The 20,995-nt window shown below is 74.9% G+C and carries 19 protein-coding genes; 1 reads left to right on the top strand and 18 read right to left on the bottom strand.

Going from position 1 to position 20,995, the window contains the following annotated elements; genetic code table 11:
• Positions 1-274 precede the first annotated feature (274 nt).
• From tyrS to pheS, 14 genes are all read right to left on the bottom strand, one after another.
• The gene (tyrS, locus tag G1H19_RS17840) at positions 275-1,594 is read right to left on the bottom strand and encodes a tyrosine--tRNA ligase (protein WP_162392450.1); all 1,320 of its coding nucleotides are present in this window, start codon (positions 1,592-1,594) and stop codon (positions 275-277) included.
• Positions 1,591-2,271 (bottom strand): DNA-3-methyladenine glycosylase, encoded by a 681-nt coding sequence (locus G1H19_RS17845; protein ID WP_162392451.1) that lies wholly within the window; start codon positions 2,269-2,271, stop codon positions 1,591-1,593. Before G1H19_RS17845 ends, tyrS begins: the two co-directional genes overlap by 4 nt.
• A gap of 19 nt (positions 2,272-2,290) precedes the next feature.
• Positions 2,291-3,817, bottom strand: a complete 1,527-nt coding sequence (gene argH / locus G1H19_RS17850; protein ID WP_162392452.1) for an argininosuccinate lyase — start codon at positions 3,815-3,817, stop codon at positions 2,291-2,293.
• Complete coding sequence (locus tag G1H19_RS17855) at positions 3,814-5,028, bottom strand: argininosuccinate synthase (RefSeq protein ID WP_162392453.1); 1,215 nt, start codon at positions 5,026-5,028, stop codon at positions 3,814-3,816. The genes argH and G1H19_RS17855 overlap by 4 nt, the downstream gene beginning before the upstream one ends.
• Positions 5,021-5,575 (bottom strand): arginine repressor, encoded by a 555-nt coding sequence (locus G1H19_RS17860; RefSeq protein ID WP_152730504.1) that lies wholly within the window; start codon positions 5,573-5,575, stop codon positions 5,021-5,023. The genes G1H19_RS17855 and G1H19_RS17860 overlap by 8 nt, the downstream gene beginning before the upstream one ends.
• Positions 5,576-5,597: 22 nt before the next feature.
• Positions 5,598-6,548 (bottom strand): ornithine carbamoyltransferase, encoded by a 951-nt coding sequence (gene argF, locus G1H19_RS17865; RefSeq protein WP_152730505.1) that lies wholly within the window; start codon positions 6,546-6,548, stop codon positions 5,598-5,600.
• Positions 6,545-7,729: an acetylornithine transaminase gene (locus G1H19_RS17870; RefSeq protein WP_152730506.1), complete on the bottom strand. Its 1,185-nt coding sequence runs from the start codon at positions 7,727-7,729 to the stop codon at positions 6,545-6,547. Before G1H19_RS17870 ends, argF begins: the two co-directional genes overlap by 4 nt.
• The gene (gene argB, locus G1H19_RS17875) at positions 7,726-8,748 is read right to left on the bottom strand and encodes an acetylglutamate kinase (protein ID WP_152730507.1); all 1,023 of its coding nucleotides are present in this window, start codon (positions 8,746-8,748) and stop codon (positions 7,726-7,728) included. The genes G1H19_RS17870 and argB overlap by 4 nt, the downstream gene beginning before the upstream one ends.
• Positions 8,745-9,896, bottom strand: a complete 1,152-nt coding sequence (gene argJ, locus G1H19_RS17880; RefSeq protein ID WP_162392454.1) for a bifunctional glutamate N-acetyltransferase/amino-acid acetyltransferase ArgJ — start codon at positions 9,894-9,896, stop codon at positions 8,745-8,747. The genes argB and argJ overlap by 4 nt, the downstream gene beginning before the upstream one ends.
• Positions 9,893-10,930, bottom strand: coding sequence for an N-acetyl-gamma-glutamyl-phosphate reductase (argC, locus tag G1H19_RS17885; RefSeq protein WP_152730508.1), 1,038 nt, complete (start codon positions 10,928-10,930; stop codon positions 9,893-9,895). Before argC ends, argJ begins: the two co-directional genes overlap by 4 nt.
• A gap of 48 nt (positions 10,931-10,978) precedes the next feature.
• On the bottom strand, positions 10,979-11,440 hold the full coding sequence (locus G1H19_RS17890) for an SPW repeat domain-containing protein (protein WP_152730509.1): 462 nt from the start codon (positions 11,438-11,440) through the stop codon (positions 10,979-10,981).
• 73 nt (positions 11,441-11,513) lie between these two features.
• Entirely contained in the window at positions 11,514-12,320 is an 807-nt protein-coding gene (locus G1H19_RS17895) for an SDR family NAD(P)-dependent oxidoreductase (protein WP_152730510.1), read from the bottom strand.
• A 118-nt stretch (positions 12,321-12,438) separates the two neighbouring features.
• Entirely contained in the window at positions 12,439-14,901 is a 2,463-nt protein-coding gene (pheT, locus tag G1H19_RS17900; RefSeq protein WP_162392455.1) for a phenylalanine--tRNA ligase subunit beta, read from the bottom strand.
• Positions 14,902-14,929: 28 nt separating this feature from the next.
• Complete coding sequence (gene pheS / locus G1H19_RS17905; RefSeq protein WP_162392456.1) at positions 14,930-15,997, bottom strand: phenylalanine--tRNA ligase subunit alpha; 1,068 nt, start codon at positions 15,995-15,997, stop codon at positions 14,930-14,932.
• A gap of 129 nt (positions 15,998-16,126) precedes the next feature.
• On the opposite strand from pheS, the gene G1H19_RS17910 reads away from it, so the two are divergent.
• Entirely contained in the window at positions 16,127-18,412 is a 2,286-nt protein-coding gene (locus G1H19_RS17910) for a diguanylate cyclase domain-containing protein (protein WP_235927950.1), read from the top strand.
• A gap of 27 nt (positions 18,413-18,439) precedes the next feature.
• On the opposite strand, the gene G1H19_RS24160 is transcribed toward G1H19_RS17910, so the two are convergent.
• The 4 genes from G1H19_RS24160 to rpmI form a co-directional block, all read right to left on the bottom strand.
• Positions 18,440-19,183 carry a TetR/AcrR family transcriptional regulator gene (locus G1H19_RS24160; protein WP_162392457.1) on the bottom strand — a complete coding sequence of 248 codons (744 nt, stop codon included), beginning with the start codon at positions 19,181-19,183 and terminating at the stop codon, positions 18,440-18,442.
• A gap of 113 nt (positions 19,184-19,296) precedes the next feature.
• Entirely contained in the window at positions 19,297-20,097 is an 801-nt protein-coding gene (locus G1H19_RS17920) for a TrmH family RNA methyltransferase (protein ID WP_152730512.1), read from the bottom strand.
• Positions 20,098-20,257: 160 nt separating this feature from the next.
• A complete protein-coding gene (gene rplT / locus G1H19_RS17925; RefSeq protein ID WP_162392458.1) occupies positions 20,258-20,647 on the bottom strand; it encodes a 50S ribosomal protein L20 in 390 nt (129 codons plus the stop codon).
• 43 nt (positions 20,648-20,690) lie between these two features.
• Positions 20,691-20,885, bottom strand: a complete 195-nt coding sequence (gene rpmI, locus G1H19_RS17930; RefSeq protein WP_152730513.1) for a 50S ribosomal protein L35 — start codon at positions 20,883-20,885, stop codon at positions 20,691-20,693.
• Positions 20,886-20,995 lie beyond the last annotated feature (110 nt).

Here is a 20,995-nt window from a genome sequence, read left to right on the forward strand (position 1 = left end):
TCCAAGAACCGGGATGGGGATTTGTTACTTGGCACTGACTTTCGGCACGCTGTTGAGTTCTCAAAGAGCGGACGCACGCAGCTGCTGGGCCTCTCGGCCTGTTCACTGCGGCTGGTTGTGTTCCTCGGCGGCGGGCCCGGCCTCGCGGTCGTTCCCGGCGCAAGAAGTAAGTTACGTGCCCCTGCTGGCGGTGTCAAACCGCGCTGGAGTGACGGCGGACACCGGCGCGGAACCCCACCGTCATCCCCCGTTCACACGGTGGCGGAGCGCAGGCTCAGCCCGCGGACGGGCTGCCGTCACCCCGGTGCACACCGGCGATGGTGCGCTTGCCCTTGCGCAGCACCAGCCACGCACCGGGCAGCCAGTCCCCCTCGGCCGGCACCGCGTCGGCGTCGGTCACCCGCTCGTTGTTCAGGTAGGCGCCGCCCTCCTTGACGGTGCGGCGTGCCTCCGACAGGGAGCCGGCCAGGCCGGTCTGCTGCAGCAGCACGGCGATGCTCGGCACCGGGTCGGTCACCTCGACGGCGCCCGCCTCGGTGAGCGCGGCAGCCAGGGTGGCGGCGTCCAGGTCGGTGAGGTCGGCGCGTCCGAACAGTGCCCGGCCGGCGCCCTCGGCCTGGCGCAGCTGGTCGGGTCCGTGCACCAGCAGGGTGAGCTCCTCGGCGAGGGCCCGCTGCAGCTCGCGAGCCGCCGGCCGTTCCCGGCTGGCGGTGAGCAGCTGCTCCAGCTCGTCGGCGGGGCGCTCGGAGAACAGCGGCAGCCAGGCTCGGGCGTCGGCGTCGTCGATGGTGAGCCAGTACTGGAAGAACGCGTACGGGCTGGTGAGCTCCGGGTCCAGCCAGACCGTGGCGCCCTCGGTCTTGCCGATCTTCCTGCCGTCGGCGGAGGTGATCAGCGGGGTGGCGACGGCGTGCGTGGCGGCGCCCTCGGTGCGGCGGGCCAGGTCGACGCCGGCGGTGATGTTGCCCCACTGGTCGGACCCCCCGCTCTGCAGCGTGCAGCCGTGCCGGGCGTACAGCTCGCGGAAGTCGTTGGCCTGCAGGATCTGGTAGCTGAACTCGGTGTAGCTGATCCCGGCGTCGGAGTTCAGCCGGGCCGACACCGCCTCCTTGGCCAGCATCCTGTTGACCCGGAAGTGCTTGCCGAGGTCGCGCAGCAGGTCGATCGCGGTCAGCTGCGACGTCCAGTCGAGGTTGTCGACGTACAGCGGTGCCCGCAGCCCCTGCTCCGCGGCGGGCCGGTCGAGGAACGGGGCGACCACCCGGCGGATGCGGTCCACCCAGCCGGCCACGGTCTCCCGGTCGTTGAGCGTGCGCTCGGACGTCGGCCGGGGGTCACCGATGAGGCCGGTGGCCCCGCCGACCAGCACGATCGGCTGGTGCCCGGCCCGCTGCAGGGCCCGCAGCACCATGAACTGCACCAGGTGTCCGACGTGCAGGCTCGGCGCCGTCGGGTCGAAGCCGCAGTAGTAGGTGACCGGCCCGGCGGCCAGGTGGGCGCGCAGCGCCCCCTCGTCGGTGCTCTGGGCGATGAGCCCGCGGCGGTGCAGGTCGTCGATCACGTCGCCGGTGGGCGACGGGGCAGCGGAGGTCACGGGGTCACATCCTGCCCGGCGGCCGGACCCTGCCCCCGGCCAGCCCGCGACCGGGTGCCCGGACGGAAGGCGCTCACCGTCGCCGCCCCGGTCTCGGTGAACCGCCACGGCAGGTCCACCGCCCGGCTGATGCCGACCCGGGGACCGGCCGTCACCGACGTCACGGGACGGCCGCGGTGCAGCCGGACGGCGCCCGCCGGGTCGAGCAGGTCGACGCCGCGGTCGTCCGGGCCGATCGCCAGGGCAGAGGTGAGCCGGGCCGGGCCGCGCGCCAAGTCACGCACCGAGGAGGAGGCGGGACGGCGGGAGCGGGCGACCTCCTCCCCCGCCACGACCTCCCCGGCGCGCAGCAGCACGGCCGCGCCCTCGCCGTCCGGGCCGACGACGACGTTCGCGCACCAGTGCACGCCGTAGCTGAAGTACACGTACAGCCGACCGGGCGGGCCGAACATCACCTCGGTGCGCGGGGTGCGGCCGCGGTGGCTGTGCGACGCGGGGTCCGCTCCCCCACCGGAGTACGCCTCGACCTCGGTGAGCCGCACCGCGACGGTGCCCTCGTGCCGGTCGGTGACCACCCAGCAGCCCAGCAGGGTCGGGGCCACGACGTCGGCCGGCCCGAGCAGGTCCCCCGGGGTGAGCAGGGGACCCGGCCCGGGCCGGTCGTCGAGCGGGTGCACGGGTGTCAGTCGGCCACGATCACAGCGCCGCCGCCACCGGGGAGGCCGCGGCCCACGCGGTGTGCTCCCCGACCAGCGCGAGCAGCGCGGTGATCTGCTCGGCCACCCGCTCCGGTGCCGTGCCGCCGCGCGCCTTGCGGGCGGCCAGCGCGCCGCGCACCGACAGCACGCTGCGCACCTCCGGGGTGAGCTCGGGGGCGACCTCGGCCAGCCGGACGTCGGAGAGCTCGTCCAGCTCCAGCCCGGCCTTCTCGCAGTAGGCCACCATCGCGCCGCTGATCTCGTGCGCCGACCGGAACGGCACGCCGGAGGAGACCAGCCACTCGGCGACGTCGGTGGCCAGGGCGAACCCCTGGGGGGCGGCCGCCTCGAGCACCTCCGGGCGCAGCGTGAGCGTGGCGATCATGCCGGTGACCGCGGGCAGCAGGAGCATCAGCTGCTCGACGGAGTCGAAGACCGGCTCCTTGTCCTCCTGCAGGTCGCGGTCGTAGGCCAGCGGCAGGCCCTTGAGCATGGTGAGCAGGCCGGTCAGGTTGCCCACGAAGCGGCCGGCCTTGCCCCGGGCCAGCTCGGCGATGTCCGGGTTCTTCTTCTGCGGCATGATCGAGGACCCGGTGGCCCAGGCGTCGTCCAGCACGGCCCAGCCGAACTCGGTCGACGTCCAGAGCACGACCTCCTCGCCCAGCCGGGACAGGTGGACGCCGAGCAGGGCCGCGGCGAAGCAGAACTCCGCGGCGAAGTCGCGGTCGCTGACCGCGTCGATGCTGTTGTCCGCGGCCCGGTCGAAGCCGAGCTCGGCGGCGACGGCGTCGGGGTCCAGGCGCAACGAGGAGCCGGCCAGCGCGCCGGCGCCCAGTGGGCTGACCGCCGCCCGGCGGTCCCAGTCGGCCAGCCGGTCGACGTCCCGGGCGATCGCGTGGGCGTGCGCCAGCAGCTGGTGGGCGATGAGCACCGGCTGGGCGTGCTGCAGGTGCGTCATGCCCGGCGCGGGGACGTCGACGTAGCGCTCGGCCAGCCCGATGAGCGCCTGCTCCAGGTCGGCGAGCTCGCCGACCAGCGCGCGCACGTGGTGCCGCAGGTACAGCCGCAGGTCGGTGGCCACCTGGTCGTTGCGGCTGCGTCCGGCGCGCAGCTTGCCGCCGAGGGTGCCGAGCTTGGCGGTCAGGCCGCGCTCGAGCGCCTCGTGCACGTCCTCGTCGCTCTGCACAGGGGTGAAGCTGCCGTCGGCCACCTCCGCGGACAGCTCGGTGAGGGCGCCGACCATGGCGGTCAGCTCGGCCTCGGTGAGCAGCCCGGCCCGGTGCAGCACCCGGGCGTGTGCCCGCGAGCTCGCCAGGTCGTAGGGCGCCAGCCGCCAGTCCACGTCGGTGGACTTGGACAGCGCCGCCATGGCCGCCGAGGGGCCGCCGCCGAAGCGGCCGCCCCACAGCCGGGTCGACGGGGCGGACGCCTGCGTGCCCGGCTCGGCAGCGATCGGCGGGACAGCGGTGGCCGGGACGGGCGGGGGCCCGGGCTGGGCGGGGGTGGCCGGCACGGCGTCGGTCACTGAGGCGCACCGCCGGCGAGCCGCTGGTCCCGGGCGGTGGCCAGCTTGCTGGGCATGCCCCACAGCTGGACGAAGCCCTTGGCCAGCCGCTGGTCGAAGGTGTCACCGGTGTCGTAGGTGGCCAGGTTGAAGTCGTACAGCGAGGCGTCGCTGCGCCGGCCGGTGACGGTGGCCCGCCCGCCGTGCAGGGTCATCCGGATCTCACCGGTGACCTGCTGCTGGGACTCGGCGATGAAGGCGTCCAGCGAGCGCTTGAGCGGGGAGAACCACAGGCCGTCGTAGACCAGCTCGGCCCAGCGCTGCCCGACGGTCCGCTTGAACCGGGCCAGGTCGCGCTCGACGGTGACCGCCTCCAGCTCCTGGTGGGCGGTGATCAGCGCGATCGCGCCGGGCGCCTCGTAGACCTCGCGGCTCTTGATGCCCACCAGCCGGTCCTCGACCATGTCCAGCCGGCCCACGCCCTGGGCGCCGGCCCGGGTGTTGAGCTCCTCGATGGCCTGCAGCACCGACACCGGCCGGCCGTCGATCGAGGTCGGGACGCCGGCGGTGAAGCCGACGGTCACCTCGTCGGCGTCCCGGACGACGGCGGGGTCGGAGGTGTACTCGTAGAGGTCCTCGATGGGTGAGTTCCAGATGTCCTCGAGGAAGCCGGTCTCGACCGCGCGGCCCCAGACGTTCTGGTCGATCGAGTACGGCGACTTCTTGGTGGTCTGGATCGGCAGCCCGCGCTCCTCGGCGAAGACGATCGCCTTGTCCCGGGTCATCCCGGAGTCGCGCACCGGGGCGAGCACGGTCAGGTCCGGGCCGAGCGCCCCGATGCCGACCTCGAAGCGCACCTGGTCGTTGCCCTTGCCGGTGCAGCCGTGCGCCACCATCGTCGCGCCGTGGTACTTCGCCGCGGTGACCAGGTGCTTGACGATCAGCGGCCGGGACAGCGCGGAGACCAGCGGGTAGCGGTCCATGTAGAGGGCGTTGGCCTGCAGGGCGGGCAGGCAGAACTCGTCGGCGAACTCGTCGCGCATGTCGGCGACGATCGACTCGACGGCACCGCAGTCCAGGGCGCGCTGGCGGATGACGTCCATGTCCTCCCCGCCCTGGCCGACGTCGCCGGCGACGGCGATCACCTCGGCCCCGGTCTCCTCGGCGATCCAGCCGATGGCCACGGAGGTGTCCAGTCCGCCGGAGTAGGCGAGGACGACGCGTTCAGTCACGGGAGGTGCCCTTCAGGTCAGGGTGGTCGGGGTCTGTGGTCGGGCTGGTGCCGGGGACCGGCGCCCCGGAGGCCAGGGCGAGCAGGTGCTCGGCGAGGGCGGGGCCCCCGGCGGGGTCCCGGGAGACGACCAGCAGGGTGTCGTCCCCGGCGATGGTGCCCAGGACGTCGGGCAGGCCGACCTTGTCCAGGGCGGAGGCGAGGAACTGCGCGGCGCCCGGGGGCGTGCGCAGCACCGCCAGGTTGGCGCTGCCGGCGGCCTCGGTGAGCAGCTCACCGAGCATCCGGGTCAGCCTGCCCGGTGCGGACTGGGCCGGGCGCAGCGGTGCGTTCTCCGGCGGCAGCACGTAGCTGGCCGGGGCGCCGTCGGAGCCGCGCAGCTTGACCGCGCCCAGCTCCTCCAGGTCCCGGGACAGCGTGGCCTGGGTGACCTCGACGCCGGCCTCGGCGAGCAGCCGGGCCAGGTGCGCCTGGGAGGTCACCGGACCGGTGGCGATCAGCTCGGCGATCCGGGCGTGCCGCGCGGACCGGCTGAGCGCCGCCGTCATCGTCGGTCCCGCACGGGTCGCCTCACGAGGAGTTCTCCAGCAGCCAGACCAGCAGCGCCTTCTGGGCGTGCAGCCGGTTCTCGGCCTCGTCCCAGACCACGCTCTGCGGACCGTCGATGACCGCGGCGGCGATCTCCGTGCCGCGGTAGGCCGGCAGGCAGTGCAGCACGACGGCGTCCGACGCCGCCCGGGCCAGGGCCGCCTCGTCCAGGGCGTAGGGCAGGAACGGGGCGGCGCGGGCCGCGTACTCGTCCTCCTGGCCCATCGACACCCAGGTGTCGGTGACCAGCACGTCGGCGCCGTCGGCGGCGGCCGCGGCGTCGGCGGTCCAGTGCACCGAGCCCCCGGTGGTGGCCGCCACCTGGGCGGCGCGGTCGAGCACCGCGGGGTCGGGGACGAAGGTCTCGGGCGAGCCGACCCGCACGTGCATGCCGGCCAGCGCCCCGCCCAGCAGGTAGGAGTGCGCCATGTTGTTGGCGCCGTCGCCCAGGTAGGTCATGGTCAGCCCGGACAGCCGGCCCTTGTGCTCGGCGACGGTCTGCAGGTCGGCCAGGATCTGGCACGGGTGGTAGGCGTCGGTGAGCGCGTTGACCACGGGCACGCCGCTGGCCGAGGCCATGGCCTCGATCCGGTCCTGCCCGGAGGTGCGCCAGACGATCGCGGCGGCCTGCCGGTCGAGCACCCGGGCGGTGTCCTCGATGGACTCCCCGCGGCCCAGCTGGCTGGAGCCGGCGTCGATCACCAGCGGGTAGCCGCCGAGCTCGGCGATCCCGACGGAGAAGGACACCCGGGTGCGGGTGGAGGGCTTGTCGAACAGCACGGCCACCGACCGGGGCACGCCGTTGGGCGCCCGCAGCGGGGTGGGGGCGCCGTCGGTGTGCCGGGAGGCCTTGAGCTCGGCGGCCAGCACCAGCACCTCGGCCTGCTCGGCCGGGGTGAGGTCGTCGTCGGAGAGGAAGTGCCGGATCGTCATGCGCCCGACCCTCCCAGGGCGGCGTCGAGGGCTGCGGGCAGGGCGGCGACGAAGGCGTCGACCTGCTCGTCGGTGACCACCAGCGACGGCGCCAGCCGGACGACGTCACCGGCGACGGCGTTGGTGAGGAACCCGGCGGCCCGCAGGTGCGCCTCGACGTGCGCGGCGACGGCCGAGGTGAGGACGACGCCGAGCAGCGCGCCGCTGCCGCGCACCTCGCTGACCGCCTCGTGGCCCAGGCCCTCGATGCCGGTGGTGAAGCGCTGCTCCAGCTGCTTGGCGCGCTGCAGCAGGCCCTCGTCGCGGATGGTGTCCAGCACCGCCAGCGCCGCGGCCGCCGCGATCGGGTTGCCGCCGAAGGTGGAGCCGTGCGAGCCGGCCGACATCAGCTCGGCGGCGTCGCCGAAGGCGAGCGTGGCACCCAGTGGCAGCCCGCCGCCGAGCGACTTGGCCAGGGTGATCACGTCCGGCTGCAGGCCGTCGGCCTGGTGGGCGAACCAGTGGCCGGTGCGCCCGGTGCCGGTCTGCACCTCGTCGACGGCGAACAGCGCACCCACCTGCGCCGCCTGCGCCGCCGCCGCGGCCAGGTACCCCGGGGGCGCGGGCAGCACGCCGCCCTCCCCCAGGATCGGCTCCAGCAGCACCATGGCGGTGGCGTCGGTGAGGTCGAGGGCGTCGGCGTCGCCGTAGGGCACGTGCCGCACGCCGCCGGGCAGCGGGGCGAACGCGGCGGCCTTGCCGGGCTGGCCGGTGAGGGCCAGCGAGCCCATCGTGCGGCCGTGGAAGGACCCCAGCGCGGTGACCACCTCACCCCGCCCGGTCAGCCGGCTGATCTTGAAGGCCGCCTCGTTGGCCTCGGCCCCGGAGTTGCAGAAGAACACCCGGCCGGGCCGGCCGGCCAGTTCCAGCAGCCGCTCGGCCAGCGTCAGCTCGAGCTCGTGCATGGCGAGGTTCGACACGTGCCCGAGGGTCTGTGCCTGGTGGGTGATCGCGGCGACGACCGCGGGGTGCGCGTGGCCCAGGATCGTGGTGGCGATGCCGCCGAGCAGGTCGACGTACTCGGTGCCGTCGACGTCCCAGACGACGGCGCCGGCACCGCGGGCCAGGGCGACCGGGGGTGTGCGGTAGTTGCCCATCATGACCGTCGACCAGCGACGGGTCAGCTCCTCCGTGTGCGTCATGCCGACCCCTCCTCCGGTGTCGTGGCAGAGGACTCTGCCTGCGGCTCCTCGGCCGGGACGACCATCGTCCCGGTGCCCTCGGTGGTGAACATCTCCAGCAGCAGCGCGTGCGGCAGCCGGCCGTCGACGACGGTCGCGCGGGCCACCCCGCCCTCCACCGCGCGCAGGCACGCGGCCATCTTGGGGATCATCCCGGCGTCCAGCGTGGGCAGGATCTGCGCCAGCTCGGCGGCGTCGATCTGCTCGACCAGGGAGTCCCGGTCGGGCCAGTCGGCGTAGAGGCCCTCGACGTCGGTGAGCACGACGAGCTTCACCGCGCCCAGGGCGACGGCGAGGGCCGCGGCGGCGGTGTCGGCGTTGACGTTGTGCACCTGGCCGGCGGCGTCCGGGGCGACGGTGGCCACGACCGGGATGTGCCCGGCCTCGATCAGCGCGGTGACCGGGGCCGGCTCGACGGCGACGACGTCGCCGACCAGGCCGACGTCGACCGGCTGGCCGTCGACCACGGCGTGGGTGCGCTCGGCGGTGAACAGCCCGCCGTCCTCACCGGAGAGCCCGACGGCCAGCGGGCCGTGGTCGTTGATCAGGCCGACCACCTCGGGGGTGACCTGACCGGTGAGCACCATCCGGACGACGCCGATGGTCTCCGGCGTGGTGACCCGCAGGCCGCCGCGGAACTCGCTGGTCACGCCGAGCCGGGTGAGCATGGCGCTGATCTGCGGGCCGCCGCCGTGCACGACCACCGGCAGGATGCCGCAGGTGCGCAGGAAGACCATGTCCTCGGCGAAGGCCCGGCGGCACTCCTCGTCGACCATGGCGTGCCCGCCGTACTTGACGACGACGACGCGGCCGTGGAACTCCCGCAGCCACGGCAGCGCCCCGGTGAGCACGGCGACCTTGGCCTGGTCGCCGGCCGGGTCGTTGGTGCGCATGACCCGGGAGGTGCCGATCCTGCGGCGCCGGCCGGTGGCCGGTGGGCCGACGTCGGGTGGGGTGGGGTCCTGGTTGGTCTGCGTCATGTCGAGTAGGCCGAGTTCTCGTGCACGTAGGCGATGGACAGGTCGTTGGTCCAGATGGTGGCCTGCTCGCTGCCGGCGGCCAGGTCGACGTCGATGGTGACCGCGCGGCCGGTGAGGTCCACGCCGTCCCGGTCGTCGCCGATCGCGCCGCCCCGGCAGACGGTGACGCCGTTGATGGTGACGTCGACCCGGTCGGCCTCGAAGGCGGCGTCGGTGGTGCCGATGGCGGCCAGCACCCGGCCCCAGTTGGGGTCGTTGCCGAACAGCGCGGTCTTGAGCAGGTTGTTGCGGGCGCAGGCCCGGCCGGCGGTGAGCGCGTCGGCGACGGTGGCCGCGTTCCGCACGGTGATCGCGATGTCCTTGGTGGAGCCCTCTGCGTCGGCGAGCAGCTGCATCGCCAGGTCCAGCGAGGCCGCCTGCAGGGCCTCGGCGAACTCCTCTGGCGTCGGGGTGACACCGCTGGCGCCGGAGGACAGCACGACCACGGTGTCGTTGGTGGACAGGCAGCCGTCGGAGTCGACCCGCTCGACGGACAGGGCGGTGGCCGTGCGCAGCGCCGGGCCGAGCAGCTCGGCGGGCACCACGGCGTCGGTGGTGAGCACCACCAGCATCGTGGCCAGCGAGGGCGCCAGCATGCCGGCGCCCTTGGCCATGCCGCCGATGCTCCAGCCGTCCCGCGCCTGCACCGTCGTCTTGGGCACCGAGTCGGTGGTCATGATCGCCCGGGCGGCGTCGGCACCGCCCTCGGTCGACAGCGTGGCCGCGGCGGCGGTGACCCCGGCGGTGAGCCGGTCCATCGGCAGCCGGATGCCGATCAGCCCGGTGGAGGCGACGGCGACGTCGATCGCGCCGATGCCCAGTTGCTCGGCGACGTGCTCGGCGGTGGCGTGGGTGTCGGCGAACCCGTCCGGCCCGGTGCAGGCGTTGGCCCCGCCGGAGTTGAGCACGACGGCCCGGGCCCGCCCCTCGGCGAGCACCTGCCGGCTCCACAGCACCGGCGCCGCCGGGAAGCGGTTGGTGGTGAACACGGCGGCCGCGGCGTCGTGCGGGCCGTCGTTGACCACCAGGGCGACGTCCGGGTCGCCGGAGGACTTGAGCCCGGCGGCGACGCCGGCGGCCCGGAACCCGGCCGGGTGGGTGACGGTCACGGCGCGACCCCCACGAGCGGGAGGCCGGTGGTCTCGGGCAGGCCGAGGGCGATGTTGGCGCACTGCAGCGCACCGCCGGCGGTGCCCTTGGTGAGGTTGTCGACCGCGGCGACGACGACCAGCCGGCCGGCCGCGCGGTCGACGGCGACCTGCAGGGCCACGGTGTTCGCGCCGAGCACCGCGGCCGTGGTGGGCCACTGCCCCTCCGGCAGCAGGTGCACGAACGGCTCGTCGGCGTACGCCTTCTCGTAGGCGGCCCGCGCGGCGTCGGCGTCGGTGCCCGGGGTGAGCGGCGCCGAGCAGGTGGCGAGGATGCCCCGGCTCATCGGCACCAGCACCGGGGTGAAGCTGACGGTGACCGGTCCGCCGGCGACCGCGGTCAGGTTCTGCACCATCTCCGGGGTGTGCCGGTGCACCCCGCCCACCCCGTAGGCACGGGCGGCGCCCATGACCTCCGCGCCCAGCAGGTCCGCCTTGGCCGCCCGGCCGGCACCGGAGGTGCCACTGGCGGCGACCACGACGACGTCCGGATCGACCAGGCCGGCGGCCAGCGCCGGGGCCATGGCCAGCGACACCGAGGTCGGGTAGCAGCCGGGGACGGCGATCCGCCGGGCGCCGGCGAGCACGTCGCGCTGGCCGGGCAGCTCGGGCAGCCCGTAGGGCCAGGAGCCGGCGTGCTCGGAACCGTAGAACTGCTGCCAGGCGGCCGGGTCGGTCAGCCGGTGGTCCGCGCCGCAGTCGAGCACCAGGACGTCGTCGGACAGACCGGCGGCGATGGCGCCGGACGCCCCGTGCGGCAGGGCCAGCACGACGACGTCGTAGCCGGCGAGCTGCTCGGGCTCGGAGGCCTGCACGACCATGTCGGCGTAGGGCAGCAGGTGCGGCTGGGACTCGCCCAGGCGTCGGCCAGCGCTCGACGCTGCGTGCACCCCGGTCAGCTGCAGCCGCGGGTGCCCGGCCAGCAGCCGGCACACCTCACCGCCCGCGTACCCGGTGGCGCCGGTGACCCCGACCGTCCACGTCCGTCCGTCCATCACAGTGCATGATCATGCAGCATCACGGATGATGATGCAACCCGGGGGTCAGCGGATGGGCGGGTCCCCCGGCGGCTGCTGGGTGGCTGTGCCGAACGGGTCGGCCGGGCTGCCGCCGGTGACCGTGGCGGTGTCCGTCGCGGGCGGCTCGCGGTGGCCGTACCGGCTGGCGATGGTGATCAGCAGCCACAGCACGCCGGAGACGAGGAACAGGTTGCGCGGGGTGGCGACGCCGGAGAACCCCAGCACGAACGGCGCCGCGACGAGCAGGCCGGCCAGGATCACGTCGAGCAGCGCCTGGACCACCGGCGGGAGCTGCTTCACCAGGCCGGTGGGGCCCGCGCTGGTGGCGGCCACGACCAGGAACGCGATGCCGAGCACGATGGACGCCGCGGTGGCCATGCCCTCGTCGGTGAACGCGAACAGGAACGGGGCGGCGACGAACAGCGCGCCGACGAGGTACTCGAGCAGACCGTGGACGGCCTGGGGGATCGGGCCTTCGCGCAACATGCCGTGAGCCTAGGTCGGCGCGCACCCGGCGGCCCGCGGTGCCGGGGCGACACCCCGGCGCGGGCGGCGCCGGTCAGCCGACCGGGTCGTCGTCCCCGTAGGGGTGCAGGCGCAGCTGGCGGGCGGTGCCGGTCGGCGTGGTGGAGAGCAGCGTCGCGAGGGCGTCGGCCCCCGCCCGGAGGAACCGGCCCGACCACCGGTCCAGCTGCCCCGCGGCGATCGCCACGGCCAGGGCGACGACGTCCTCCGGGCTGGTCCAGTCGGTCCGCCCGGCGTGCATCGCCATGGCCCGGGTCATCCCGGTGTCGACGACGCCCGGCGCCAGGTCGAAGGCCCGCACCCCGTGCGCGGCGCCGGCGAGGTGGACGGCCTCGGTGATCCGCATCTGCGCGCTCTTGCCGGCGGAGTAGGCGCTGTAGACGTCGCTGCCACGGGTGCCCAGGCCGCTGGCCAGGCCGATCACCCGCCCGCCGCCAGCGGCGAGCATCCCGGGCAGCACGGCGTGCGCGAGCAGGAACGGCCCGCGGACCTGGCTCTGCACCACCTGCCACCACTGGTCGGGGTCGGCCTCCCACAGCGGGACCTCGGCGGCGTCGATCAGCCCGGCGTTGTTCACCAGCAGCGTGACCGGGCCGAGCTCGGCGGTGACCTGCTCGACCGCGGCCCGCACGGCCGCCGGGTCGGTGACGTCGGCGGCCACAGCGAGCGTGCGTGCGTCGGTCGCCGCGGCGATCTCGTGCATCGCCGACCGCAGCCGGTCGGCCGAGCGGGCCAGCCCCACCACAGCGGCGCCGCGGGCGGCGAGGCCGTGGGCCAGGTGCCGGCCGATGCCGGCCGACGCCCCGGTCACCAGCGCCACGGTGCCCTCAAGCTCTGCCATCCGGCCTCCACCGGTCGCGCCGTGAGCCTGCCCCAGGGCCCCGTCCCGTGTCCCGCCCTGAGCCCGTGAAGGGTGGGGAGGAAGGGGTCCGTCCGAGGGTCCTGCTGGGAGTCGTTCCTCAGCCACGGAGCGCCGCGTCGAAGAACTCACCGACGATGGCGATCGCTCTGTCGAATGCCTCCTTGGCCTCATCACCGGTCAGGGTCCGGTCGGACGCCCGGAAGGTGAACGAGTAGGCGAGCGAACGGTGTCCCTCGAGAACTTGCGCGCCGGCGTACACATCGAAGAGGCGAAGACTCTCCAGCAGTTCGCCCGCGCCCTCGATCAGGTACTTGCGGACATCGGCTTCTGCGTGTCGCTGGTGCACCACCAGGGCGGCGTCCATGTGCACCGGCGGGAAGGACGACACCGGCGGGCCGACCGGGATCGGTGCGGCGGGCAGTGCGTCGACGTCCAGTTCCATCGCGCAGCTGCGGGCCGGCAGCTCCAGCGCGGCGCACACCCGGGGGTGCAGCTCGCCCGCGTACCCGACGACCTGCTCCCCCACCAGCAGCTCGGCGCACCGGCCCGGGTGCCAGGGCGCCCGGTCAGCGGCGCGCACGGTCAGCTCCACGCCGGCGGTGGCGGCGACCACCCGGGCGGCCTCGACGGCGTCGGCCCAGTCCGCCGGGCGGCCCGGCCCCCACCAGCCGCGGGGCTCGCGGTTGCCGGTGAGCGCGACCGCGACGTGCCACGGCTGGGCCGGCACCGCATCCAGCAGCGCGGCGAGCGTCTCGTCGTCCGGGCGGGTGTCGACGCCGGGGATCGGCGCCGGCGTGCGGCGGTCACCGGGGAAGACCGCGCCGTGCTCGAAGACGGCGACGTCGCGCTGGCCGCGGGAGAGGTTGCGGGCCAGGGTCGCCAGCAGGCCCGGCAGCAACGTGGTCCGCAGCCCCGGTTCCTCCTCCGACAGCGGGTTGCGCACCACGACGACCTGGCGGCGCACGTCGTTGTCGGGCAGGCCCAGCGCGTCCAGGGCCGCCGTCCCGACGAACGGGTAGGCCGGAGCCTCGACGTAGCCGGCCTCGGCCAGTGCCCGCCCGATGCTGCGCCGGCTGCGCTGCCGGTCGGTCAGCCCGCGGCCCGGGGGCACGTTGGGCAGCACCGAGGGGATGTCGTCGTAGCCGGCCAGCCGGACGACCTCCTCGACCAGGTCGGCCGGGTCGGTCAGGTCCGGGCGCCAGGACGGCGGGGTGACCTGCAGCAGGTCGCCGTCCCCGTCGACCGACGCACCAACGGCGCTCAGCGCCTCGACCACCTGGGACGGCGGGTAGGCCACCCCGGCGATCCGTGCGGGCCGGCCGGCGTGCAGCGGGATCGCCGGCCGGGGGTCGCGGGTGTCCGGGTCGACCGGGGAGCCGACGACCCGCGCGCCACCGTGCTCGGCCAGCAGGGCGGCGGCCCGGGCGAGGGCCACCATGGTCATCTCCGGGTCGGTGCCGCGCTCGAAGCGCTTGGCCGCCTCGCTGGGCAGCTTGTGCCGGCGGACCGTGCGGGCGATGCCGGTGGGCTCCCAGTGCGCGGCCTCCAGCAGCACGCTGGTGGTGCCGTCGCCGATCTCGGTGGTGGCGCCACCCATGACCCCGGCCAGCCCGATCGGGCCCGAGTCGTCGCTGATCAGCAGGTCGTCGGGGTCCAGCGCCCGGTCGGCGCCGTCCAGGGTGGTGACCCGCTCCCCCGGGGCCGCCGGGCGGACGACGATCGGGCCGCGGACGGCGTCCCGGTCGAAGGCGTGCATCGGCTGGCCGAGCTCGAGCATCACGTAGTTGGTGACGTCGACGGGCAGCGAGATGCTGCGGATGCCCGACTGGGTGAGCCGGCGGCGCATCCACCACGGGCTCGGCGCGGTCGGGTCCAGGCCCTCCATCGCGATCATGGAGAACCGGTCGCACCGCGACGGGTCGGCGACCTGCACCTGCCAGGCCGCCTCGCCCGACCAGGCCGGCGGGGTGACCGAGCCGGGGTCGCGCCAGTCGACGGCCAGGCCGGTGCCGATCTCCCGGGCGATGCCGCGCATAGCCAGGCAGTAGCCGCGGTCGGGGGTCACGTTCAGCTCGATGACGACGTCGTCGAGCCCCAGGACCCCGGCGGCCGGCGTCCCCGGGGGCAGCCCGACGTCCCCGAGCACCAGGATGCCGGCGTGGTCCTCACCGATCCCGAGCTCGCGGACCGAGCAGATCATCCCGTCGGACACGTGGTCGTACGTCGTCCGGGCGGCGATCTCGAACCCGCCCGGGAGCACGGCACCGGGCAACGCGACGACGACCAGGTCGTCGACGGCGAAGTTGCGGGCCCCGCAGACGATGCCCCGGGGGGCCTCCTCCCCGACCTCCACCTGGCAGTACCGGATCGGCTTCTTGAAGCCGGTCAGCTCCTCGATCTCCAGCACCCGGCCGAGCACCAGCGGGCCGGTGGTCTCCGGCGTGCGGTGGACCTCCTCGACCTCCAGGCCCAGCCGGACGAAGGCCGTGTCCAGGTCCTCGACCGACGTGCCCGCGGGCAGGTCGACGTACTCGGCCAGCCAGCCGATCGGGACCCTCACTGGACTGCCTCTCTGGCGTACCGGGTGCTCACTGCTCGACTCCGAATGCTCGTGTGAAGCGGACGTCGCCCTCGACGATGTCGCGCATGTCGCCCACCTCGTGGCGGAACTGCAGCGCACGCTCGATGCCGCACCCGAAGGCGAAGCCGGTGTACTCCTCCGGGTCGATCCCGCAGGCGGTCAGCACCCGCGGGTTGACCATCCCGCAGCCACCCCACTCCACCCAGCGCGGCCCGTCCCGGTGCTCGGGGAACCACACGTCGAACTCCGCCGAGGGCTCGGTGAACGGGAAGTACGACGGCCGCCACCGGGTCGTGGCGTCGGCGCCGAACAGCTGCCGGGCCAGGTGGTCCAGCGTGCCGCGCAGGTGTGCCATGGTCAGGCCGCGGTCGACCGCGAGCCCCTCGACCTGGTGGAACACCGGGGTGTGCGTCGCATCCAGCTCGTCGGTCCGGTAGACCCGGCCGGGCGCGATGACGTAGATCGGCGGCCGGCGCTCCAGCATGGTGCGCGCCTGCACCGGGCTGGTGTGCGTGCGCAGCACCAGGCCGGAGTCCTCGGGCGCGACGAAGAAGGTGTCCATCATCGAGCGGGCCGGGTGGTCGGTGCTGATGTTGAGCGCGTCGAAGTTCAGCCACTCCGCCTCGAGCTCCGGGCCCTCGGCGACCTCGTAGCCCATCGCCACGAAGACGTCGGCGATCCGGTCGGTCAGCGTGGTCAGCGGGTGCCGGGCGCCGCGCGGGGTGCGGTCCCAGGGCAGGGTGACGTCGACCCGCTCCTCGGCCAGCGCCCGGGCGTCCCGCTCGACCTCCAGCACCGCCAGCCGGGCGTCGTAGGCCTCGGTCACCGCCACCCGGGCGGCGTTGACCCGCTTGCCGGCGTCCGCGCGGGCCGCCGGGGGCAGCGCGCCGAGCTCGCGGCGGGCCAGTAGCACCGGAGCGCGGTCACCCAGGTGGGCGGGGCGCACGGCAGCCAGCCCGGCCAGGTCGGCCGCGCCGGCGAAGGCGTCCCGGGCAGCGGCGACCGCGGCGTCGAGGGCCTCCGGGGAGAGCGCGGCGACCTGCTTGGGGTCGTAGGGGTCGTTGGCGCCAGACACGGGAGCCCATTCTGCCCGCCCCCGTCCGGGCGCCACGCACGGGCCGCGACAGGGGCCCACCTCCTCCCCCCGGGGGAGGCGGGCCCCGGTTGGACTCCACCGGGCGCCGGGCGGGCCGATGCAGATCACGTGGACCTGATCACCAACGCGACCGTCGCTGACGACACCGTGGCCGCTCTGCGCGAGGTGCTGCGGGCCGGGACGGTGCGCAGCGTCTTCCAGCCCATCGTGCACCTGGACAGCGGCACCGTGGTGGCCTACGAGGCGCTGGCCCGCGGACCGGAGGGCCCGCTGCGCGCCCCGGACGTGCTGTTCGCCGCCGCCCGCGCCGGGGACTGCCTGGCCGAGCTGGACGAGGCCTGCCGGGCGGCGGCGTTCCGCGGTGCGGTCGCCGCGGGCCTGCTGGCGCCGCTGACCGTGTTCGTCAACGTCGAGCCCGAGGTGCTGGACGCCGCCCCGCTGTCGGACCTGCTGGCCATCGCCGAGACCGCCCCCCGCGACCTGCGCGTGGTCATGGAGATCACCGAGCGGGCGCTGGCCGCCCGCCCGGCGGAGCTGCTGCGCACCGTGGAGCGGGTGCGCGAGCTCGGCTGGGGCATCGCCCTGGACGACGTCGGCGCCGACTCGCTGTCCCTGGCGTTCATGCCGCTGCTGCGCCCCGACGTCGTCAAGCTGGACCTGCGGCTGGTGCAGGACCGCCCCGGCCCGGCGATCGCCGAGATCATGAACGCCGTCAACGCGCACGCCGAGCGCAGCGGTGCGGTGGTGCTCGCCGAGGGCATCGAGACCGAGGAGCACCTCGCCGTGGCCCGGGCCCTGGGCGCGACACTCGGGCAGGGGTGGCTGTTCGGCCGGCCCGCCGAGGGTGCCTCCAGCGTGTTCGGCGTCGGCGAGCTGGTGCTGCCGGCGCTGCGCGACACCGGCAGCACGGCCAGCACCTCCCCGTTCGCCTGCCTGCCCGCCGGCACCGCACTGCGCACCTCACCCAAGGCCCTGCTGATCGAGCTGAGCAAGCAGCTCGAGCGCGAGGCTGCCCGGGTCGGCGAGACGTGCGTGGTGGCCTCCACGTTCCAGGACCAGCGCTACTTCACCGAGCCGACCGAGCGTCGCTACACCGCGCTGGCCGAGGCGGTCGGTTTCGTCTGCGCACTGGGCGAGGGCCTGGGCGACGAGCCGGCGCCCGGCGTACGCGGTGCGTCGCTGGCCCCGGACGACCCGGCCCTGGGCGAGTGGGACGTCGTCGTCCTGGGCCCGCACTTCAGTGCGGCGCTGCTGGCCCGCGATCTGGGCGACGACGGCCCGGACGCCGAGCGTCGCTTCGAGTTCGCGCTCACCTACCACCGGCACACCGTGGTGGCGGCCGCCTCCGCGCTGCTGTCCCGGGTCGTGCCCCGCCCGGCCCGGCCGGCGCCGGGGACGTCGGCCCCGGCCACCGCGGCGGGTGAGCGGCGGGCCACCACCGCCCCGCGCGGCCTGCCCACCCCGGAGCCGGGCAGCGCTGCCGACAGCGTGCTGCACCGGGCGCTGGCCGCCACGACCAGCGGCGTGACCATCGCCGACGTCACCCAGCCGCAGCAGCCACTGGTGTACGTCAACCACGCCTTCGAGGTGCTCTCGGGCTACCGCGCCGACGAGCTGCTGGGGCGCAACTGCCGCTTCCTGCAGGGCCCGGAGACCGACCGTGCTGCCATCGCCCGGATGGGCATCGCCGTCGCCACCGGGCAGGAGATCCGGGAGACGCTGCTCAACCACCGAGGGGCGTCCCGGGAGGCGTGGTGGAACGAGGTGTACCTGGCACCGGTCACCGACCACGACGGCACGGTGCTGCAGTACATCGGCGTCCAGCACGACGTCTCCGACCGGATGGCCGCCGAGCGCGCGCTCATCGGCGAGCGGGACCGGGCGCAGAGCTACCTCGCGCAGATCGAGAAGCTCGCCTACACCGACCCGCTGACCGGCCTGGCGAACCGGAGGCGGCTGGAGGAGCAGATCGAGGTCGCCCTCTGGGACGCCCGGGTGGCGGACACCTCGGTCGCCGTGCTGTTCGTCGACCTGGACGGGTTCAAGCCGGTCAACGACGCGCTCGGGCATGCCGCCGGCGACGAGCTGCTGGTGCGCACCGCCCAGCGGCTGCGCGCCCGGCTGCGCCGCGGCGACCTGCTGGCCCGGCTCGGCGGCGACGAGTTCCTCATCGCCCTGCCGGCGCTCAGCCGGCACGTCGGTCAGCTCGAGGCGCAGGTGGTGGCCCAGGACCTGGCCGGGGCCATCGCCCAGCCGGTGGTGGTGCACGGCACCGAGGTGCGCGTCACCGCCAGCATCGGGATCAGCATCTCCCCCGACGACGGCGACACCGTCGGTGAGCTGCTGCACGCCGCCGACCTGCGGATGTACACCCGCAAGCACGCGCTGCGCTGACGTCCGGGACCGGGCCGGCCCGGGCGCTCAGCCCGCGGCGCGGGTGTCCGGGCCGGCCGGCGAGGGCAGCAGCACCGCCAGGCCCTCCCAGGCCAGTGCGGTGAGCTGCTCCACCAGCACCGGGGCGGGCACGTGCCGGGTGCTGGCCCACCAGTGGGCGGACAGCTGCACCATGCCGACCACGCCGTAGGCCCACGTGCCGGCGGCCTCCGGCGAGCGGCCGGAGTCCCGGAGCAACTGGGCGAAGAGGACGGTGAGCGTCTCGGCGACCTCCCGCTCGGTGGCAGCGACCAGGTCGGCGCCGCCGGCCCGGCCGGTGTGGGCGTAGGCGAACCGGTACAGCGCGGGCTCGGCGACGATCAGCTCGACGAAGGCACCGACGACCGCACGCATCTTGTCCCGGCCCTCGCCGCGCTCCTGCGCCATCTCGCCCATCAGCCGGGGCAGCAGGATGGTCTGCGCTATCCGGTCCAGCACCGCGTCCACCAGCTCGTCCTTGTCGGCGAAGTACCGGTAGAGCACCGTCTTGCTGACCCCGGCGACCCGGGCGACGTCGTCGACGGAGAAGTCGGGCCCGGTCAGCCGTACCGCGCTCACCGCGGCGCCGATGAACTCCTCGCGGCGGACCCGGCGGTGCTCGGTCCAGCGCGAGCGGCGACCGTCCTCGGCGCGCGGCGCCGCCACCGGTGCGTCCGCGGCGACGGCCTCCGGCTGGTCCACCTCGGACCGCTCGCCGACCCCCGACCGGCCGCTCCCGCTCTCGCTGTCCACCACTGGAGCTCCCTCCACCTCGCGTCCACTCTGCACGTCCACCGGCGCACGGACGAACCGGGAGCGCGCCGCACGGTCCCACGACCGGGCGCCCGGCGCACCCGCGGCAGCGCTCAGACCTGCGCCGACTGTGTCGCGTACAGGCAGATGGCCGCCGCCGCGGCGAGGTTCAGGCTCTCCGCCCGACCGCGCATCGGCACCCGCACCCGGTGGTCGGCCAGCGCCCCCAGCTCCGGGTCCAGCCCGCGCGCCTCGTTGCCGAACAGCCAGAGCACCGGGCCGGTGAGGAGCCCCGCGGGCCCGGCGTCGGCCAGGCTCACCTCGCCCTGCCCGTCCGCGGCGAGCACCGTCACGCCCGCGGATCGCAGCGCCGGCAGCAGCTCCGGCAGCGGCGCGCTGCGCACGACGTCGACGTGGAACAGGCTGCCGGCACTGCTGCGGACGGCCTTGCCGTTGTAGGGGTCGGCCGACCCGGCCCCGAACACGACGGCGCCCGCCCCGCACGCGTCCGCGGTGCGCAGCACGGTGCCGGCATTGCCCGGGTCGGCCAGCTCGGCCAGCGCCACCGCCAGCGACGGCGGCCGCTGCACCAGCGCGGCGGCCGGCACGTCGGCCAGTGCGCACACCGCCACCAGTCCCTGCGGGGTCACCGTCTCCGACAGGCTCGCCGCCGCCCGGTCGGTGACCAGCCGGACCGGCACCCGCGTGCCGGACAGCAGCTCACGGTGCGCGGCGGCGGCGGCCTCGGTGGCGAACACCTCGCGCACCAGCCCCGGCTCGGCCACCGCCAGTGCCTCGACCACCGACTGCCGGCCCTCGGCGAGGAACGCCCCGGCGGCGTCCCGCCCGGACCGGCGGGTGAGCTTGCGGGCCGCCACCACCCGCGCGGAGCGCTCGGTGAGCACCTCGCTCATGCCCGGCTCCTCTCCGTCCGCACACCCGTGCCGGTCCGCACACACGACGACGCCGCCACGAGGAGGTCGAGCCCCTCGTGACGGCGTCCCGGGCTTCTCCGGCCTCCTGCCCCCGCCACCGGCCTGCGGCCGGTGCGGGCAGGAGGATCCTGCTGCTGCCTCAGGCCGCGTCGGCAGCCGGAGCGGCAGGTGCCGCGGCGACCGCGGCGCGGGCGGTCTCCACCAGGGCGGCGAAGGCGGCCGGCTCGTTGACGGCCAGCTCGGCGAGGACCTTGCGGTCCAGCTCGATGCCGGCCAGCTTGAGGCCCTGCATGAACCGGTTGTAGGTCATGTCGTTGAGCCGGGCCGCGGCGTTGATCCGGGTGATCCACAGCTTGCGGAAGTCACCCTTGCGCTTCTTGCGGTCGCGGTAGGAGTAGGTGGCCGAGTGGAGCAGCTGCTCCTTGGCCTTGCGGTAGAGGCGGGACCGCTGGCCGCGGTAGCCGCTGGCCGCCTCGAGGGTCGTACGACGCTTCTTCTGGGCGTTGACCGCCCGCTTCACGCGTGCCACGTGGAAGCTCCTGTCTCAGTCGATGGGGGGTGGGCCGGTCGGCTCAGATGCCGAGGAGCTTCTTCATCCGGCTGACGTCGGCCGGGGACAGCACCTCGGCACCCTTGACCCGGCGCTTGCGCGAGGAGGACTTGACCTCGAACTTGTGCTGGTTGTTGGTGTGCTCGCGGACGAGCTTCCCGGAGCCGGTCACGCGGATGCGCTTGGCCGTGCCCTTGTGCGTCTTGTTCTTCGGCATGTCCTGGGTCCTTCGTGGGGTCTGTCGGGCCGGACGGCACCCGGGGGCGCCGCGGCTGCGGTGGAGTCGGGGTCGGCTCCTCCTGCCGGGCCCCGCCGCGAGCTCGCGGG

Source organism: Goekera deserti, from assembly GCF_010685995.1.
Taxonomy (GTDB): Bacteria; Actinomycetota; Actinomycetes; order Mycobacteriales; family Geodermatophilaceae; genus Goekera; species Goekera deserti.

What these genes read in the sequence shown, in the direction of transcription:
- G1H19_RS17860 (WP_152730504.1), bottom strand. Translation starts at nt 5,575, where the DNA reads ATGACGGCGGCGCTCAGCCGGTCCGCGCGGCACGCCCGGATCGCCGAG.
- argF (WP_152730505.1), bottom strand. Translation starts at nt 6,548, where the DNA reads ATGACGATCCGGCACTTCCTCTCCGACGACGACCTCACCCCGGCCGAG.
- G1H19_RS17870 (WP_152730506.1), bottom strand. Translation starts at nt 7,729, where the DNA reads ATGACGCACACGGAGGAGCTGACCCGTCGCTGGTCGACGGTCATGATG.
- argB (WP_152730507.1), bottom strand. Translation starts at nt 8,748, where the DNA reads ATGACGCAGACCAACCAGGACCCCACCCCACCCGACGTCGGCCCACCG.
- argC (WP_152730508.1), bottom strand. Translation starts at nt 10,930, where the DNA reads ATGGACGGACGGACGTGGACGGTCGGGGTCACCGGCGCCACCGGGTAC.
- G1H19_RS17890 (WP_152730509.1), bottom strand. Translation starts at nt 11,440, where the DNA reads ATGTTGCGCGAAGGCCCGATCCCCCAGGCCGTCCACGGTCTGCTCGAG.
- G1H19_RS17895 (WP_152730510.1), bottom strand. Translation starts at nt 12,320, where the DNA reads ATGGCAGAGCTTGAGGGCACCGTGGCGCTGGTGACCGGGGCGTCGGCC.
- G1H19_RS17920 (WP_152730512.1), bottom strand. Translation starts at nt 20,097, where the DNA reads ATGAGCGAGGTGCTCACCGAGCGCTCCGCGCGGGTGGTGGCGGCCCGC.
- rpmI (WP_152730513.1), bottom strand. Translation starts at nt 20,885, where the DNA reads ATGCCGAAGAACAAGACGCACAAGGGCACGGCCAAGCGCATCCGCGTG.